The organism is Streptosporangium sp. NPDC002607 (assembly GCF_053592655.1).
In genome coordinates this window covers 113,778-128,606 of the sequence record NZ_JBSFWD010000019.1, presented here as the reverse complement: position 1 = coordinate 128,606, position 14,829 = coordinate 113,778, and the positions used below count along the sequence as shown (strand labels likewise).

The 14,829-nt window shown below is 73.5% G+C and carries 13 protein-coding genes; 4 read left to right on the top strand and 9 right to left on the bottom strand.

The features are described 5' to 3' along the window. Positions 1–63: 63 nt before the first annotated feature. From ACWD3H_RS22410 to ACWD3H_RS22400, 3 genes are read left to right on the top strand one after another with little or no spacing between them, the layout of a single operon-like run. Positions 64–966 carry an FAD binding domain-containing protein gene (locus tag ACWD3H_RS22410; protein ID WP_451956335.1) on the top strand — a complete coding sequence of 301 codons (903 nt, stop codon included), beginning with the start codon at positions 64–66 and terminating at the stop codon, positions 964–966. Then, positions 963–1,460, top strand: a complete 498-nt coding sequence (locus ACWD3H_RS22405; RefSeq protein WP_355562218.1) for a (2Fe-2S)-binding protein — start codon at positions 963–965, stop codon at positions 1,458–1,460. The genes ACWD3H_RS22410 and ACWD3H_RS22405 overlap by 4 nt, the downstream gene beginning before the upstream one ends. Continuing rightward, positions 1,457–3,844, top strand: coding sequence for a xanthine dehydrogenase family protein molybdopterin-binding subunit (locus tag ACWD3H_RS22400; RefSeq protein WP_451956334.1), 2,388 nt, complete (start codon positions 1,457–1,459; stop codon positions 3,842–3,844). Before ACWD3H_RS22405 ends, ACWD3H_RS22400 begins: the two co-directional genes overlap by 4 nt. A gap of 286 nt (positions 3,845–4,130) precedes the next feature. Here the strand turns inward: ACWD3H_RS22400 and ACWD3H_RS22395 are convergent, their stop codons facing one another. The 5 genes from ACWD3H_RS22395 to ACWD3H_RS22375 are packed head-to-tail and all read right to left on the bottom strand — an operon-like array spanning position 4,131 to position 9,907. Then, positions 4,131–5,084, bottom strand: a complete 954-nt coding sequence (locus tag ACWD3H_RS22395) for an LLM class flavin-dependent oxidoreductase (RefSeq protein WP_451956333.1) — start codon at positions 5,082–5,084, stop codon at positions 4,131–4,133. Beyond that, on the bottom strand, positions 5,081–6,379 hold the full coding sequence (locus ACWD3H_RS22390) for a threonine synthase (RefSeq protein ID WP_451956332.1): 1,299 nt from the start codon (positions 6,377–6,379) through the stop codon (positions 5,081–5,083). Before ACWD3H_RS22390 ends, ACWD3H_RS22395 begins: the two co-directional genes overlap by 4 nt. Further along, the gene (locus tag ACWD3H_RS22385) at positions 6,376–7,563 is read right to left on the bottom strand and encodes a M24 family metallopeptidase (RefSeq protein ID WP_451956331.1); all 1,188 of its coding nucleotides are present in this window, start codon (positions 7,561–7,563) and stop codon (positions 6,376–6,378) included. Before ACWD3H_RS22385 ends, ACWD3H_RS22390 begins: the two co-directional genes overlap by 4 nt. Beyond that, positions 7,560–8,579 carry an LLM class flavin-dependent oxidoreductase gene (locus tag ACWD3H_RS22380; protein WP_350927203.1) on the bottom strand — a complete coding sequence of 340 codons (1,020 nt, stop codon included), beginning with the start codon at positions 8,577–8,579 and terminating at the stop codon, positions 7,560–7,562. Before ACWD3H_RS22380 ends, ACWD3H_RS22385 begins: the two co-directional genes overlap by 4 nt. After that, positions 8,576–9,907, bottom strand: coding sequence for a cytosine permease (locus ACWD3H_RS22375; protein ID WP_350927205.1), 1,332 nt, complete (start codon positions 9,905–9,907; stop codon positions 8,576–8,578). Before ACWD3H_RS22375 ends, ACWD3H_RS22380 begins: the two co-directional genes overlap by 4 nt. A 108-nt stretch (positions 9,908–10,015) precedes the next feature. Here ACWD3H_RS22375 and ACWD3H_RS22370 point away from each other — a divergent pair, with 108 nt between their 5' ends. After that, a complete protein-coding gene (locus ACWD3H_RS22370) occupies positions 10,016–11,230 on the top strand; it encodes a PucR family transcriptional regulator (RefSeq protein WP_451956375.1) in 1,215 nt (404 codons plus the stop codon). Between the two features lie 98 nt (positions 11,231–11,328). Here ACWD3H_RS22370 and ACWD3H_RS22365 read toward each other — a convergent pair whose 3' ends face one another. The 4 genes from ACWD3H_RS22365 to ACWD3H_RS22350 are packed head-to-tail and all read right to left on the bottom strand — an operon-like array spanning position 11,329 to position 14,826. Continuing rightward, positions 11,329–11,598 (bottom strand): glycoside hydrolase family 78 protein, encoded by a 270-nt coding sequence (locus ACWD3H_RS22365; protein WP_451956330.1) that lies wholly within the window; start codon positions 11,596–11,598, stop codon positions 11,329–11,331. Between the two features lie 9 nt (positions 11,599–11,607). Then, positions 11,608–12,750: an acyl-CoA dehydrogenase family protein gene (locus ACWD3H_RS22360; RefSeq protein WP_451956329.1), complete on the bottom strand. Its 1,143-nt coding sequence runs from the start codon at positions 12,748–12,750 to the stop codon at positions 11,608–11,610. Then, complete coding sequence (locus ACWD3H_RS22355; RefSeq protein WP_451956328.1) at positions 12,747–13,898, bottom strand: acetyl-CoA C-acyltransferase; 1,152 nt, start codon at positions 13,896–13,898, stop codon at positions 12,747–12,749. Before ACWD3H_RS22355 ends, ACWD3H_RS22360 begins: the two co-directional genes overlap by 4 nt. Beyond that, entirely contained in the window at positions 13,891–14,826 is a 936-nt protein-coding gene (locus tag ACWD3H_RS22350; protein WP_451956327.1) for an SDR family NAD(P)-dependent oxidoreductase, read from the bottom strand. Before ACWD3H_RS22350 ends, ACWD3H_RS22355 begins: the two co-directional genes overlap by 8 nt. Positions 14,827–14,829 lie beyond the last annotated feature (3 nt).

Genomic DNA, 14,829 nt, shown 5'->3' with positions numbered 1-14,829 from the left:
GGGCCGTGGCCCGCGGCCGGACCCCGGCCGCGGGCCCTTGGACAAGGAGTTCCGTTGACAGCTTTGACGACAGCTTCGACAACACCGGCGTTGTACCGGCCGGCCTCGCTCGACGACGCCATCGAGCGGCTGGCGACCTCCGACCTGGACGCCGTGCCGATCGCCGGCGCCACCTGGGTCATGCGGAGCCCCGCCCGTGGCGAGCCGTTCCGCGGCGAGTACGTGTCACTGGCCCGGATCGAGGAACTGGGACGGATCGACGACGACGGTACGAATCTCACGATCGGCGCGGCCGTCACCCATGCCCGGCTGGCCGCAGCGCTGGCCGGCCACCCCGGGCTGGACGTCCTCCGGCAGGCCGCGGCGAAATCGGCCAACCCGTCCGTCAGGCGTCAGGCCACGGTCGGCGGAAACCTCTGCACCACCGGCTTCGCCGCGGCGGATCTGGTACCCGCGCTGCTGAGCCTGTCGGCCGTCGCCGTCGTGAGGGGTCCGGCCGGTGAGACCAGGATGCCGCTCACCCGGTTCCTCGCCACGCGGGGCGCGGCACCTCCCGCGACGGTGCTGTCGCACGTGTCCGTGCCGCTGGCTCCCGTCGTGTCCGCGCACGTTCGCCTGACCATGCGGCGGGCGGGGGACTACCCGGTCGTCATCGTCAGTGCCACGGCCGCGGTGGACGACGCGGGGGTGGTGGAGTCGGCCACCGTCGCGGTGGGTTCGGTCGAACCCGTGGCCCGCCTGTGGCCGGAGATGGCGGCCGCGCTGGTCGGCCGGCGACTCGACGCGGACGCGGCGGTGCTCGCCGCCCGCGAGCACGCCGGATCCTTCCAGGCGCGGGAGTCGGTGGAGGTGGACGGCTGGTACCGGGCGCAGGTGCTGCCGGCGGTCGTGGGCCGGGCCGTACGCGCGCTGGAACGGTCCGGTCGCGCCGGACGGGAAGACCGCGGAGAGGCGGGCAGGGCATGAGCACCGAGTTGACGGTCAACGGCGAAGTGAGGCGGGTGCACGCCGGCCCGATGACCCCGCTGGCCAGGGTGCTCCGCGAGGAGTTGCACCTGAGCGGCACGAAGATGGCGTGTGGCGAAGGGTTCTGCGGATCGTGCACGGTGTTCGTGGACGACGACGCGGTGGCGTCCTGCCTGGTTCCGGTGGGACACGCGGAGGGCAGGTCGGTCCGGACCGTGGAGTCCCTCGCGGACCCGGCCGGCGCGCTCTCCCCCCTTCAGCAGGCGATGAAGGACGCCGACGCGGTGCAGTGCGGGATGTGCTTTCCCGGGGTGCTGATATCGCTGAGCGCGCTGCTGGAGTCGGATCCGGACCCCGGCCGGGATGAGGTACGGGAAGCCCTGGTCGGCAACATCTGCAGGTGCACCGGATACGAGCGCATCGTGGACGCCGCGCTCGCGGCGGCACAGGCGGCCGCGGGACAGGGGCGACAGGCGGAGGGGAACGGATCGTGAGCCAGGTCATCGGAGCCAACCTGCCCCGTCGCGACGCCGAGGACAAGCTGCGCGGCCGGACGATGTTCACGGTGGACGCCGCCGCGGGAGGGCTCCTGCACGCGGCGCTGCGCCGGTCGGACGTGGCCGCGGGCCGCATCGTCTCGGTCGACCTGGAGCCCGCCCGGCGCATGCCCGGAGTGCGGGCCGTCGTGTCGGCCGCCGACGCCCCCGGCCGGTACGGGATCACCATCGCCGACCACCCCCTGTTCGCCGTCGACGAGATCCGTTACCTGGGCGAGCCCATCGCGGCGGTCGCGGCGGAGACCCTGGAGCAGGCCCGCGCGGCCGCCGCGGCCATCGTGGTCGAGGTCGAGGAGTTCACCCCCCTGATCACCATGGCCCAGGCGCTGGCCGGCGACGCCCGCGATCTCCATCCGGGCTGGGAAGACTACGACGTGCTCATCGAGGGCGGCCGGCGGGCACGGAACATCGGCTGGGAGGCCACGGTGGTGCGCGGGGACACCGACGCGGTGTTCGCCCGGAGCGACGTCAGGATCATCGAGACGGAGTTCGCCGCGGGCAGGCAGAACCAGACGCCGCTGGAACCGCGCGCCTGCGTGGCCGGCTATGAGAACGGGCGATTCGTCCTTCAGACGTCCACCCAGGTCCCCTGGGCGGTCCGCAACTCCACGGCACGCCTCCTCGGGGTGCGGGAGTCCGACGTCCGGGTGGTGGTTCCGCCGGTCGGCGGCGGATTCGGGATGAAGTTCGAGGTGAGCATCGAGCCGTTCGCCGCCCTGCTGGCCCGCGCCTCGGGCCGTTCCGTCAAGCTGGTCAACAGCCGGCAGGAGGAGATGCAGACGGCGCTCTGCCGGGAGAACGCGGAGATCCGGATCCGGTCCGCCGTGTCGGAGTCGGGCGAGATCCTCGCCCGGGAGGCGGTGGTCCTGATGGACTGCGGCGCCTACGGCGGTGAACAGCCGTTCCTGACCAGCATGACGGCTCACACGCTGGGCGGGAACTACCGCCTGGGAGCCGTGCGGCTGGTAAGCCGCGCGGTCTACACCAACTCGCCGCCCAACGGGGCGTTCCGCGCCTGCAACGGCACGTACTGCACCGCGGCCCTTGAGCGGCACACCGACGAGATCTGCGCGGCGCTCGGCATGGACAGGGTGGAGTTCCGGCGGCGCAACGTCCTCGGCGACGGCGACATCGGGTCCACCGGGCAGGTGTTCGAGGGCGATGTGCTCGCTCCCATGCTCGATCGGATGATCTCGTTGCGGGACTCGGGCGAGCCCGTGAGGCAGGCCGACGACGGACGTCTGTACGGCACCGCGACGACGGTCGGCACCTGGTTCATCTTCGTGGGGCCCTCCGCGGCGACGGTGAACCTCAACCCGGACGGCGGCGTCACCCTGGTCACCGCCGGGGTCGAGATCGGTTCGGGATCGACCGTGCAGGCGATCCCGCAGATCGTCGCCGATTCGCTGGGCCTGCGGGTGGAGGACGTCACGGTCCGGGCCGCGGACACCGACGCGGCCGGATACGACGGCGGCGTGGGCGGCGGCAGGACCACCGTCTCGCTGGGGGCGGCCGGTGTCGCCGCCTGCGACGAGGTGCGCAGGAAGGTCTTCGAGGTCGCGGCGGAGATGCTCGAGACGTCTCCCGGCGACCTGAGTCTCGCCGACGGCCACGTCGTCGTGAACGGGGTGCCGTCGGCGCGGATCACCCTCAGAGAGGTCGCCGAACACGCGCAGCAGGTGTCGGGACCGATCTCCGGCTCCGGCTCGTTCACCGGCACCGGCGTGCAGCCCATGTCCGGCTGCGCGGCCGGACACCTGATCGGGGCACTGGACCTGCCGGTCTTCGCCGTGCACGAGTGCGACGTGGCGGTGGATCCGGACACCGGCCACGTGGAGGTGCTGGCCTACCGCGTCGTGCAGGACGTCGGCCGGGCGATCAACCCCAGGGCCATCCTGGGCCAGGTGCAGGGCGGTGTGGTCCAGGGACTGGGCTACGCGCTGCACGAGGAGATCACCATCGACCCCCGGGGGAAGGTGCGGCAGACGGGGTTCGAGACCTACCGCGTGCCCCTGTCCGGCGATGTCGTCCCGGTCCGGCTCGATCTCTACGAGGGGGCTCCGTCCATCGGGCCCCTGGGCGTCAAGGGCGCGGGTGAGGTGCCGATCCTGAACGTGGCCGCCGTGGTCTCCTGCGCGGTGGCGGACGCCATCGGCAAGTCCGTGTCGCAGATCCCGCTGACCCCGCAGCGGGTTCTCGGGCTCATCCTGGAGCGGGACGGCGAATCCGTGGATCTCCGGCACATACCGCAGGGCTGGCGGGAGAACGTGATCGCCGACCCGGACGAACTGATGGCCGCGGCCGGTGTGGGACGCCCCTGATCGTCCGTCCGGACGACTCCGGTCCAGGCTCCCCCCGTTGGAGCCGGGACCGGGGCGCTCAGCCGGTCACCAGGTGCTCGGCCTCGTGGTGCAGTACCTCGACCAGGATCAGCTCCAGACGGAGGTCCTGGTCCGCGACCATCTCGGATGGTGTCATCGAATAACCTCCAGCCTCGCTGGTGGGGACGCTTCGCGCACCGTAAGGGTTATCCGTCATAGCGGGCCGGTATGGACGGTGAGCGCCCGCCGGGAGCGTAGGTCCCGGCGGGCCGGCCGCGAAGGCGGGTCAGCGGCCGATGGCGAGGGCGGCCGCGCGCATGAGCCGGCCCGGATCGGTGTCGGGGTCGTCGCGGACGACCGCCACGTCCAGGCCGGCGGCGGCCAGGCGGCCGAGTGACGCGGCGGCGTCGGCGGCCGTCCCGGCGGCGGCGAACAGTTCGAGCAGCGCGTCGTCGACGAGATCGGTGCGCGGAGCGTTGGAGAGCCCCCCCTCGCGGAACGCGGCGCACAGCCCCGCGTCGAGCCCCGCGGTTCTGGTGATCTCGTGGTCGCCGTGCACGCCGAGGTAGGTCGCCACCATGGGGCGCAGCCGGTCGCGGGCCGCGCGCGCGTCCTCGCCCACCGACAGCCCGACGTAGGCGGCCAGCTCCACCCCGGCCCCGACGCGCTCGCGGACCGAGGCGACGTAGGGCGCGGAGGAGAGGATGGACAGCAGCAGGCCGTCCGCCCGCTCGGCGGCCAGGGCCAGCGCCCGCGGACCTTTGACTCCCAGCACGATCGGCGGGGTGCGGCGCGGCGGGGTGAAGGACAGCCCGGCCGACACGCGGAAGTGCTCGCCCCGGTGGTCGACGCGCTCGCCGGTCATCATCGCCCTGACGATGTCGACCGCCTCGGCCAGGCGGCCGATCGGCCGGTCGAAGGGGATGCCGAGCTGGTCGGTCATCCAGCGGGAGTTGCTCGCGCCGAGGCCGAGGATCGCGCGCCCGCCGCTGATCTCCTCCAGGGCGGCGAGCTCCATGGCGATCAGCGCCGGGTGGCGGGTCCAGGGGTTGACCACCCCGATGCCCACCCGGATCCGCCCGGTGACCGCGGCGATCGCGCCGGCCAGCGCGAAGGCGCCGCGCTCGCAGTAGTCCTCGGTGATCCACACGGTGTCGAACCCGGCCTCCTCGGCGAGCCTGGCGACCGCGACGGCGGAGGCGGCGTCGCGGTGCCCGGAGATGGAGAACGCGAGTCTCATCGCTCGCCCTCCGGGCCGAGGCCGCCACTTCGCCGGTCGAGTGCGGCGAGTCCCCGGTCGAGTGCGGCGGGCGTGGGCTCCACGACGGGCACCGGCGGCAGGGTGGCGGCGGTGGCCCCGACGTCCTTCAGGCCGGTGGAGGTGCCGACCACGACCACGGTGGCGTCGGCGGGCAGCGCGCCCGACCCGGCCAGGTCCTCCACCGCGACCAGCGCGGTGACGGACGAGGCCTCCAGATACAGGCCGGCCTCCCGGCCGAGCCTGCCCTGCGCGTCGAGGATGCGCGCGTCGTCGGGGACGGGCACCGCCCGGCCGCCGGTCGCCCGCAGCGCGGCCAGGCCCTGGAAGGTCCCGTACGGCGAGGCGATGGAGAACGCGACCGACGGGGTGGTCGGCACCGGTCCCGCGGTGTCCGTGCCGGCGGCCAGGGCGGCGTGGTGCGGGCCGAACGGCTCGGCCGCGACGAGGACCGGCATCCGGTCGGCCAGCCCCGACTCCACGAGGTCGGCGAAGCCGCGCCGGATCCCGGCCAGCCCGTCGGCGTAGGCGACGGGCACGACCACGTGGTCGGGAGTACGGCCGAGGTCGGCGACGATCTCGTAGGCGATCGTCTTGTAGCCGTCGACGCCGTAGGGGATGGACCCCACCGGCGGGTCGGCGTGCCCGGACATCGCCAGCCAGCCGCGCTCCTCGACGAGCCGCCGCATCAGACGCCACCGATCCGGGGGGTTCTCCAGGGCGACGACGCGAGCACCGTACACCTGCATGAGGGTCTTCATCGTGGCCGGTACCGACGCCACGGTCAGCACCACGCAGGGCAGCCCCGCGCGCGCCGCGTAGGCGGCGACCGCCGCCCCGTGGTTACCGGTGCTCGCCACGACCACCGCCGGGGCGCCCAGTTCCACGGCCTTGGTGACCGCCACGGCGGCCAGCCGGTCCTTGTAGGACCAGGTCGGGTTGCGGGTCTCGTCCTTGACGAGGACCGCGCCGAGCCCGAGGCGTTCGGCGGTGCGGGGGAGCGGCACCAGCGGGGTGCCGCCCTCGCCCAGGCTCACCGCGGGTGTGGCGCCGTCCAGCGGCAGCAGCGCGCGGTGGCGGAACAGCCCCGGCTGGGCGGGGTCACAGGGCAGGCCGCGCAGGCCGCCGAGGTCGTAGACCGGGAGCACGTTGGCGGGCGCCCCCTCCTTCTCGCAGACCGGGCAGCCGCGCCCGGCGAGTTCCAGCGAGGGGTCGGGGTAGGTCGCCGAGCACCGCTGGCAGGCCAGCCGGCCGAGGTAGCGGGAGACCGGGGTCATGCCGGCACCACCGTCAGCTCCCTCGGCGAGCGGGTGAACAGCTCCGCCCCGTCGCCGGTCACCACCAGGGTGTCCTCCACCATCATCCCGCCCCATCCGAGGTTGTAGTACGGCGTCTCGAAGCAGAATGTCATGCCCGGTTCCAGCGCCGTCTCCACGCCGGGGGAGACGATGGGCGGTTCGTAGACGGCGAGGCCGATGCCGTGCCCGCAGTGCTGGCGCCGGTAGGGCGTGACCCCCTCCCGCCGCACCGCCCGCATCGCGACGTCGAAGACCTCCGAGGCGGTCACGCCGGGGCGGGTCAGGGCGACCTGCTCGTCCAGGCCGGCGAGGATCGCCGCGTAGTGACCGGCCTGGCGCGCGTCGGGCGCGCCGAGCACCGCGGTGCGTCCGATGTCGGACCAGTAGCCGGCGTACAGGCAGCCGATGTCGAAGCGGGCCAGCTCGCCGGGGCGCCAGCGCCGGTCGGTCGGGTGAGCGTCGGCCAGGGCGGAGCGCGGGCCGGTGGTCGCCACCACGAAGCGAGGCTCGGCGCCCCCGGCGACCATCGTGGCGGCCACCGCCTGGGCGAGCTCGTGCTCGGACACCCCCTCCGCGGCGATCTCCAGGGCGGCGTGGACTCCGGCCTCGGCGAGCCGGGCGGCGTGGCGCAGCAGCGCCACCTCGCCGGGGAGCTTCACTCCGCGGACCCGGCTCGCCCAGCCGGTGGCGTCGGCCGCGGCGGGGTCGCCCGCGGCCTCGCGCAGGGCCACCTCGCCGTCGAGCCCCTCGACGCCGTACCGGAGCCCCGCCCCGGCGGCGCGGGTCGCGGTGGCGAGCGCCGCGTACAGGTCGGGGTGCCGGTCGGCGGCACCGGTGAGGGGCGTGGGGCCGGATGACTCGAAGTAGAACCGGCCGAACGGCACCACCCGGTCCTCCGGCACGCCGCCGTCCACCGCGGGGGCGGTGTCGGCGGCCGGGCATACCAGCCAGCAGTCGTCGCCGGTCACCACGGCCGCCATCCGGTGGGCGCGGAACAGTGCCCCGGCCACGCTGCGGTAGCCGGTGGCGTACAGGACGCTCTCCGGAGTGGTGAGGACGACGGCGTCGAACGGAGCCTCGGCCAGGGCCCCGCGCAGCCGGGTGACCCGCTCCGACGCCAGCCGGCGCAGGTCGACGTCCGGGGCGGGGGGAACGGCGCTCATGGCCGCCCTCCCGCCTGCTTGGCGATGACGGTCTCGCTGAACTCGTGCATGGCGTCGAGCGTCTCCGGCACGGTGTCGGCCGCGAACAGCAGCCCGGCGAGGGTGTCGACGCCGGCCTGCCGGTAGGCGGCGATCTGCTCGGCCACGCTGTCCGGAGTGCCGATGAGGTTGCGGCTCGCCAGGTCGGAGACGCCCTGGTCCTTCAGCGTCGTGCCGGACAGCGAGACCATGTGGTTGTGGAGCTGGGAGGCGCGGAATCTGCGCCAGGCCTCCTCGTGGGTGGGCGCCACGCAGACCGCCACCTGCAGCGCGACCTCGAACCCGCCGGGCAGCTCGCGGCCCGCGGCCGCCGCCTGCGCCCTGATGTCGGCGATGCCCGCGGCCACCTCGCCGGGGGTGAGGCAGGCGGGCAGCCACCCGCCGGCGTACAGCGCCGCGCGGGTGCGGGAGCCCGGCGCGTTGCCGCCGGACAGGATCGGCAGCGCGGGCTGTGCCGGCTTGGGGTAGGACTCCACGTCCTCGAACTCGACCCAGCGCCCCTTGAAGGAGGCTCGCCGCTCGGTGAACAACGCGTTGAGCGCCTGGATGGCCTCGGCCGCGTGCTCGCCCCTGTTGATGCGCCGCCCGGGGTTCATCGCCTCGAACTCCTCGCGGTAGGCGCCGATGCCCACGCCCAGCACGGCCCTGCCTCCGGACAGCCGGTCGAGGGTGGCGACCTGCTTGGCGGCCACCACCGGGTTGCGGAACGGCAGCACCATGATCGCCGTGGCCAGCCGGATCCGGCTGGTGAGCGCCGCGACGTAGCTCAGATAGGCGAACGGATCGTAGTAGCGGGGCGGGGTGTCGAACTCCTCGCGCACGTAGCCCTGCGTGGTCACGTGGTCGTTGCCCCAGACCGAGTCGAATCCCAGCCGCTCGGCCTGGACGGCCAGCTCGACCGCCTCGGCGGCGTCGGCGTAGGGGACGGGGTACATCAGTCCCTCCGTGCCCGTGGGCACTCCCAGACCGAATCTCATCGAACATCTCCTTCCCGTGCGTCGGCCGTGACCGGAATCGGGGCGTTCCGCCTGAGGGCGGTCACCGCCCAGCCCAGTACGGCATAGCAGACGAACCCGTAGACCAGCCCCTCGATGGCGTCGGTCAGCAGGACGTCGGTGTACTTCGCCAGCAGCGCAGCCACGACCCAGGCCACGAGGGCCTCGGCCCGCACGGCCGGTGCCGACTCCAGCAGTTGGTCGCCCGTGTGGTGGCGGGCCAGGATCCAGAAGTGCGCGATGAGCACGCCGGCGAACGGCGGCGCGATGATCGCGATGACGTTCAGGAAGACGAGGAACTGGGCGGCCAGTCCGGCGAAGGCGACCAGGATCGCGATGACGATCGAGATTATGGTCCAGGTGGGTTTGCCGACACGCAGCCCCAGGGTGTTGGAGGCGTTGGTGAAGGCGAGCGAGGCCGAGTAGAGGTTGTTGTCGGCGGTGTTCCACAGGGCCAGCACCAGCATCACCGCGGCCGGGGCCAGCAGGCCCAGTCCCTGCATGACCAGCACGAAGTTGCTGTTGCCCACGGACATGGCCGAGACGGTGGCGATGATCTCGAAGACGCCCGCGCCCACGACGAACCCGGCGAAGCAGGAGATGATCACGTCGCGGCCGCGGGAGGCGAAACGCGTCACGTCCCCGACGAGCGCGGCACCGGTGACCCACGTCGAGATGACGGCGCCGACCGCGACGGCGAACCCGATGGGCACCGCGGGCTGCTGGGCGGCCACCTCGGCGAACCCGCCGTCCCCGCCGCCGATCTTGAAGAGCGCCAGCAGTGCGATCGCGACCTCGATGGGCACCGCGATCGCGGAGAACTTCGCCAGTCCCTTGAACCCGAAGATCGCCGTCGTGGTGATGGCGGCGCCGAACGCCAGAATGAAGGCCCATGGCGGGATCGCCGGAATCAGCTTGTGCACCGCCCCGCTCCAGGTGTCCATCAGCACCCCGATGAACCCCATGGCGATCACACCGAGCAGCAGCGAGACCACGACCGCGCCCTGGCGGCCGAAGACGACCCTGGCGGCGAGGTAGCTGGACAGGCCGGTCCGGTAGCCGACCAGCCCGATCAGCGCGGACACGGCCACCAGGACCAGGTTGCCGACGAGGATCGCGGCCATTCCCTCGCCGAAAGTGGTCCCGCCGCCCACGACACCGCCGACGAGGAAGCTGCTGACGCTGATGTTCCAGCCGATCTGGACGATGATCATCTGGATCAGGGACTTGCGCCGATGCGCGGGCACAGGCTCCAGCGCGTGGTCGTCGAGGTCGGTGGCGATCGACTCCGACTCCACTTTTGTACTCATAGCGCCTCCTTGACTGGGACTGTGCCCTGGGATAGTCCATAGTCCATTAAGGGGCGTATGCCCAACTACGTGGCTCTGCCGGAAGATGGGGAGATCGCTTTTGTGGACATGACACAAAAGGCCCGTGGCCTCCTCGCGCAGGTCGAGGAGATCGCGGCCACCCTGGTCGGCACCGTCTGGGAGCGCCTGCCCGGATACGACCAGGCGCGGATGGAGGTCGAGGACCTCAGCGGGATGGTCGCGCCCAACCTCACCGCCGTGCTCTCGGCGGTGGCCGAGCGGCGGGCCCTCACCGAGGCCGAACTGTTGTCCGCGGCGCTGCTCGGCCAGCGGCGGGCCATCCAGGGCGTGCCGATCGAGAGCCTGGTCGCCTCCTGGCACACCGCCGAGCGGGCGCTACTGGAGCGGCTCGCCGCCGCGGCCGGGCCGTCGGTCCAGGGCCACGACCTCGCCGGGCTCGTGCAGCGGCTGGCCGCGCTGACCGATTCCATGATCGACGCCTCGACCGACGCCTACCGCCAGACCCGCAGCGAGGCCGCCGCCCATCTCGACCAGATCGCCACCGACCTGGTGTCCCGGCTCGCCGGCGGGGAGCCGCTCGACCCCGCCGACGTCGAGGAACGCGCCCGGCTCGTCGGAGTGCCCGCCCAGGTGCCGCATCGTGCCGCCGCGATCGGCATGGCCGACGTGACCAGCCCGCTCGCGCTCGCCAGGGCGCAGAAGGCGGTGCTCGACTCGCTGCGCCCCCGGCTGCGCAGCCGGATCCTCGCCGGGAGCAAGGGAGCCACCACGCTGCTTCTGCTCGCCGACGCGCCCGGCCTCGACGAGGCGCTGACCCGCGCCGCCCGCCGGCCGGGCATCCCGCCGGGCCTCGTCCTGGGCCTCGGCGAGCCGCGGCCCAGGCTCGGGGAGGCGGGCGGGTCGTGCCGGGAGGCGCTGGCCGCCCTGGAGGCCGGGCTGCGGATGGGGGCCGACCGCGTGGTCGTCCACTTCGAGCGGGTCATCCCCGAGGTGCTTCTCATCGGCAACCCCCTCGACGCCGGCCGCCTGGTGGACACGGTGCTGACCCCGCTGAGACCCAGCCCGGTGCTCATCGAGACCCTGCGGACCTACCTCGCCTGCGGCCTGTCGGTACGGCTGACCGCGCAGCACCTGTCGATCCACGAGAACACCGTCAGCTACCGCCTGCGCCGCATCCTCCGGCTGCTGGACCTGGACGCCCCCTCCCGGCTGCTGCGCCCCGACGTCCTCCTCGCGCTGCGGGCCGACGAGCTCGGCCAGGGCCGGCAGGACGCGCGCCTCGACGACCGTGGCCCGGAGTGACCGGCCCCGGCTCGTGGTCGAGGACCACGAGCCGGGGCCGGTCGCGGGCGCCGAGCCTGGCCGTCGACCGATCCCGCCCCGCGCCCCACGGGCGGGTTTCAGCGGTGCGGTCCGGCGAAGGCCGCCTCGATCTCGGAGAGGGCGGGCTCGTTGCCGGGGAGCAGGGCCAGGGCCTGGCGGACCGTGGTGTGCCGCTCCGCGGTGCCCGGCCGGCCTTCGGGTAGTCGGCGAGCCTCGATCTCGTACGCGCTCCGCGGCCACCCGCCGCGCGAGGTCCGCGCGATCCATGACAGGCGCGGGCGGGCCACGCCGACGCCCAGCGGTTCGCGGAGGTGCTCGAACCGGATGCCGGTCACGTTGGCGGTCATCGTGCTCCCTCACAGTCCGAGACGGCGGGCCAGCAGCTCGCGCCAGTGAGCGGGATCGCCGAAGAGCAGCTCGCCGCTCTTGGCGCGCTTGTAGTACAGGTGCGCGGGATGCTCCCAGGAGAACCCGATGGCGCCGTGCACCTGGATCGCCTCGGCGGCGGTGCGGAAGAAGGTCTCCGAACAGTGCGCCTTGACCAGAGCCGCCACCGTCGGCAGCTCGTCGTCGAGGGTGGCCGCGCACCGGCCCGCGTAGTGCACCGCCGTCGCGGCCGACTCGACCCCGAGCAGCATGTCGGCGCACTTGTGCTTGATCGCCTGGAAGCCGCCGATGGGCCGGCCGAACTGGTGGCGGTCCTTGGCGTAGCGGACGGTCTCCTCCAGCAGGAACCGCGCGCCCCCCACCTGCTCGGCGGCCAGGGCGACGGCGGCGAGGTCGACGACCCGCTCCAGGGCGGCCCCGGCCTGTCCCTCGGCTCCGACCAGCACGGCCGGGGTGTCGGTCAGCTCGGCCCTGGCCTGTTTACGGGTCGGGTCCAGGGTCCGCAGCGGCGTGCGGACCAGTCCGGGGGCGTCGCCCCGCACGGCGAGCAGCGAGACGCCGGTGCCGGTGCGAGCCGCCACCAGGATCAGGTCGGCGACGTGGCCGTCCAGGACGAAGGACTTCGCGCCCGTCACCGTCCAGCCGTCGGCGCCGGGCCGGGCGACGGCGGTGACGCCGGCCTCGTCCCAGCGGCCGGAGTCCTCGGCGAGGGCGAGCGTGGCGATCGTCTCGCCCGCCGCGATCCGGGGCAGCCAGAGCTTCTTGGCCTCCTCGTCGCCGCAGTGCAGCAGCGCCTGGGCCGCCACCGCCGTCGACAGGTACGGCGCGCACAGCAGCCGCCGGCCCATCTCCTCCAGGACCACCACCAGCTCGGCGAACCCGAAGCCCGCCCCGCCGTACTCCTCGGGGATGACCAGCCCGCCCAGCCCGAGCTGCTCGTTCATCTGCCGCAGGACGTCCTCGTCGTAGCCCTTCTCGGTCTCCATCAACCGCCTGACCTCGGCCTCGGGAGACCGCTGGTCGAGGAAGGCACGGATGGTGCGCCGGAACTCCTCCTGCTCCTCGGAGAGGGCGAGGCCCGCCATCGCGCCCGTCGCCACCTGGCCGCTCACAGTCTCTGGAGCAGCGTGCCGGTGCCCATGCCACCCCCGCAGCACATCGTGACCAGCGCGTGCTCGCCACCGGAGCGCTCCAGCTCGTGCACCGCCTTGGTGGTGAGGAACGCACCCGTGCCGCCCAGCGGGTGGCCGAGCGCGATGGCCCCGCCGTTGGGGTTGACCGTCGCCTCGTCGGCCTTCAGCTCGGCCTGCCAGGCCAGCACCACCGAGGCGAACGCCTCGTTGATCTCCACGACGTCGATGTCGGACATCGCGCGGCCGCTGCGCGCGAGCAGCCGCCGCGTCGCGGGGATGGGGCCGGTGAGCATCAGCACCGGGTCCGAGCCGGCCAGGCAGGTGTCCACGACGCGGGCCCGCGGGCGCAGGCCGAGCGCCGCGGCCTTCTCCGCCGTCATCATGAGCACGGCGGCGGCGCCGTCGGAGATCTGCGAGGACGTGCCCGCCGTGTGCAGGCCGCCCTCGGGCCCGATCAGGGGGTCGTCGGGGCCGACGACCGGTTTGAGACCCGCCAGCCCTTCCAGGGTGGTCTCGCGCGGCCCCTCGTCGCGGGTCACCCCGGCGACCTCGACGATCTGCCCGTCGAAGCGGCCCTGCTGCCAGGCGAGGGCGGCCCGCCGCTGCGACTCGGCGCCGAACCGGTCCAGGTCGGCGCGGCCGAGCCCCCACTCGCGCGCGATGAGCTCGGCGCCCTGGAACTGCGAGGTCCACTGGTACGGGTACCCCTCGGCCTCCCACGGGTAGCCCAGCGCGCCGCCCGCCATCGTCGCGCCCAGCGGGATCTGGCTCATGGCCTCCACCCCGCAGGCGAGCGCGACGTCGACGGTCCCGGCGCCGACCAGCGCGGCGGCGAGGTTGACCGCCTGCTGGGAGGAGCCGCACTGGGCGTCCACGGTGCAGGCCGCCACCTCGTACGGCAGGCCGGCGGTCAGCCACGCCGAGCGGGTGATGTTCGCCGCCTGGCGGCCGGTCTGGCTGACGCACCCGCCGATCACCTGGCCGACCTCGGCCGGGTCGAGGCCGGCGCGCTCGACGGCGGCCCGTTGCACGGCGGCGAGCAGGTTGACGGGGTGGACCTCCGACAGGCCGCCCTTGCGCTTGCCGATCGGCGTCCGCACCGCCTCGACGATCACCACATCACGCATTGCTCAGATCTCCTTGCTCGGAAGGGGCCAGGTGGGCCTGCATCATGGAGGCGAGCAGGGCGCTCTCCTCCGGGGCGCTGCGGAGCAGCGAGAAATCGTCGATGTCGCGGATGTCCGCCAGGTGCTCCCAGACGTCCTCCGCGCTGGGCACGCTCCCCGGGGTGAACCAGCCCGGGGTCACCCCGACGAACATCCGGGCGTAGCGGCCGCCGCCCACCGAGAAGATCTCCCGGGTGACCTCGCACCGCTCGCTCACCAGGTAGACCACGAGCGGTGTCACCCACTCGGGGGCGAGCATCTCCCGCCCCGGGCCGATCAGCTCCTCGGTCATCCGGGTCAGGGCGATCGGCGCGATGGAGTTGGCCAGCACGCCGTACCTCTCGCCCTCGACCGAGATGACGTTGGCCAGCCCGACCAGGCCCATCTTCGCCGCGCCGTAGTTGGCCTGCCCGAAGTTACCGAGCAGCCCGGCGATCGAGGAGGTGAAGACGATCCGGCCGTAGCCGGCCGCCTTCATCACCCGGTAGGCGGGCAGCGTGACGTTGAACGCCCCCCGCAGGTGGACGTCGAGCACCGCGTCCACGTCGCCGGGGGTGAGCTTGGCGGCGCTGCGGTCCCGCAGGATGCCCGCGTTGTTGATGAGGATGTCGACGCCGCCGAACTCGGAGACGGCGCGGTCCACCATCGCCTGCCCCGCCTCGGGGTCGGTCACCGAGCCGTGGTCGGCGATAGCGCGGCCTCCCGCCTCGCGGATCTCGGCGACCACCCGATCCGCGGCGGTCGTGTCCGCGCCGGCGCCGTCCCGGGCTCCGCCGAGGTCGTTGACCACCACCGCCGCGCCGCGCCGGGCCAGCTCCAGGGCGTAGGTGCGGCCGAGCCCGCCGCCCGCACCGGTGACGATCGCCACCCGCCCGTCGAATTCGATCATTTC

Coding starts and splice junctions, on each gene's coding strand:
- ACWD3H_RS22405 (WP_355562218.1), top strand. CDS start 963: ATGAGCACCGAGTTGACGGTCAACGGCGAAGTGAGGCGGGTGCACGCC.
- ACWD3H_RS22395 (WP_451956333.1), bottom strand. CDS start 5,084: ATGAGACTCGCGTTCTCCATCTCCGGGCACCGCGACGCCGCCTCCGCC.
- ACWD3H_RS22390 (WP_451956332.1), bottom strand. CDS start 6,379: ATGACCCCGGTCTCCCGCTACCTCGGCCGGCTGGCCTGCCAGCGGTGC.
- ACWD3H_RS22385 (WP_451956331.1), bottom strand. CDS start 7,563: ATGAGCGCCGTTCCCCCCGCCCCGGACGTCGACCTGCGCCGGCTGGCG.
- ACWD3H_RS22380 (WP_350927203.1), bottom strand. CDS start 8,579: ATGAGATTCGGTCTGGGAGTGCCCACGGGCACGGAGGGACTGATGTAC.
- ACWD3H_RS22375 (WP_350927205.1), bottom strand. CDS start 9,907: ATGAGTACAAAAGTGGAGTCGGAGTCGATCGCCACCGACCTCGACGAC.
- ACWD3H_RS22370 (WP_451956375.1), top strand. CDS start 10,016: ATGACACAAAAGGCCCGTGGCCTCCTCGCGCAGGTCGAGGAGATCGCG.
- ACWD3H_RS22365 (WP_451956330.1), bottom strand. CDS start 11,598: ATGACCGCCAACGTGACCGGCATCCGGTTCGAGCACCTCCGCGAACCG.
- ACWD3H_RS22355 (WP_451956328.1), bottom strand. CDS start 13,898: ATGCGTGATGTGGTGATCGTCGAGGCGGTGCGGACGCCGATCGGCAAG.
- ACWD3H_RS22350 (WP_451956327.1), bottom strand. CDS start 14,826: ATGATCGAATTCGACGGGCGGGTGGCGATCGTCACCGGTGCGGGCGGC.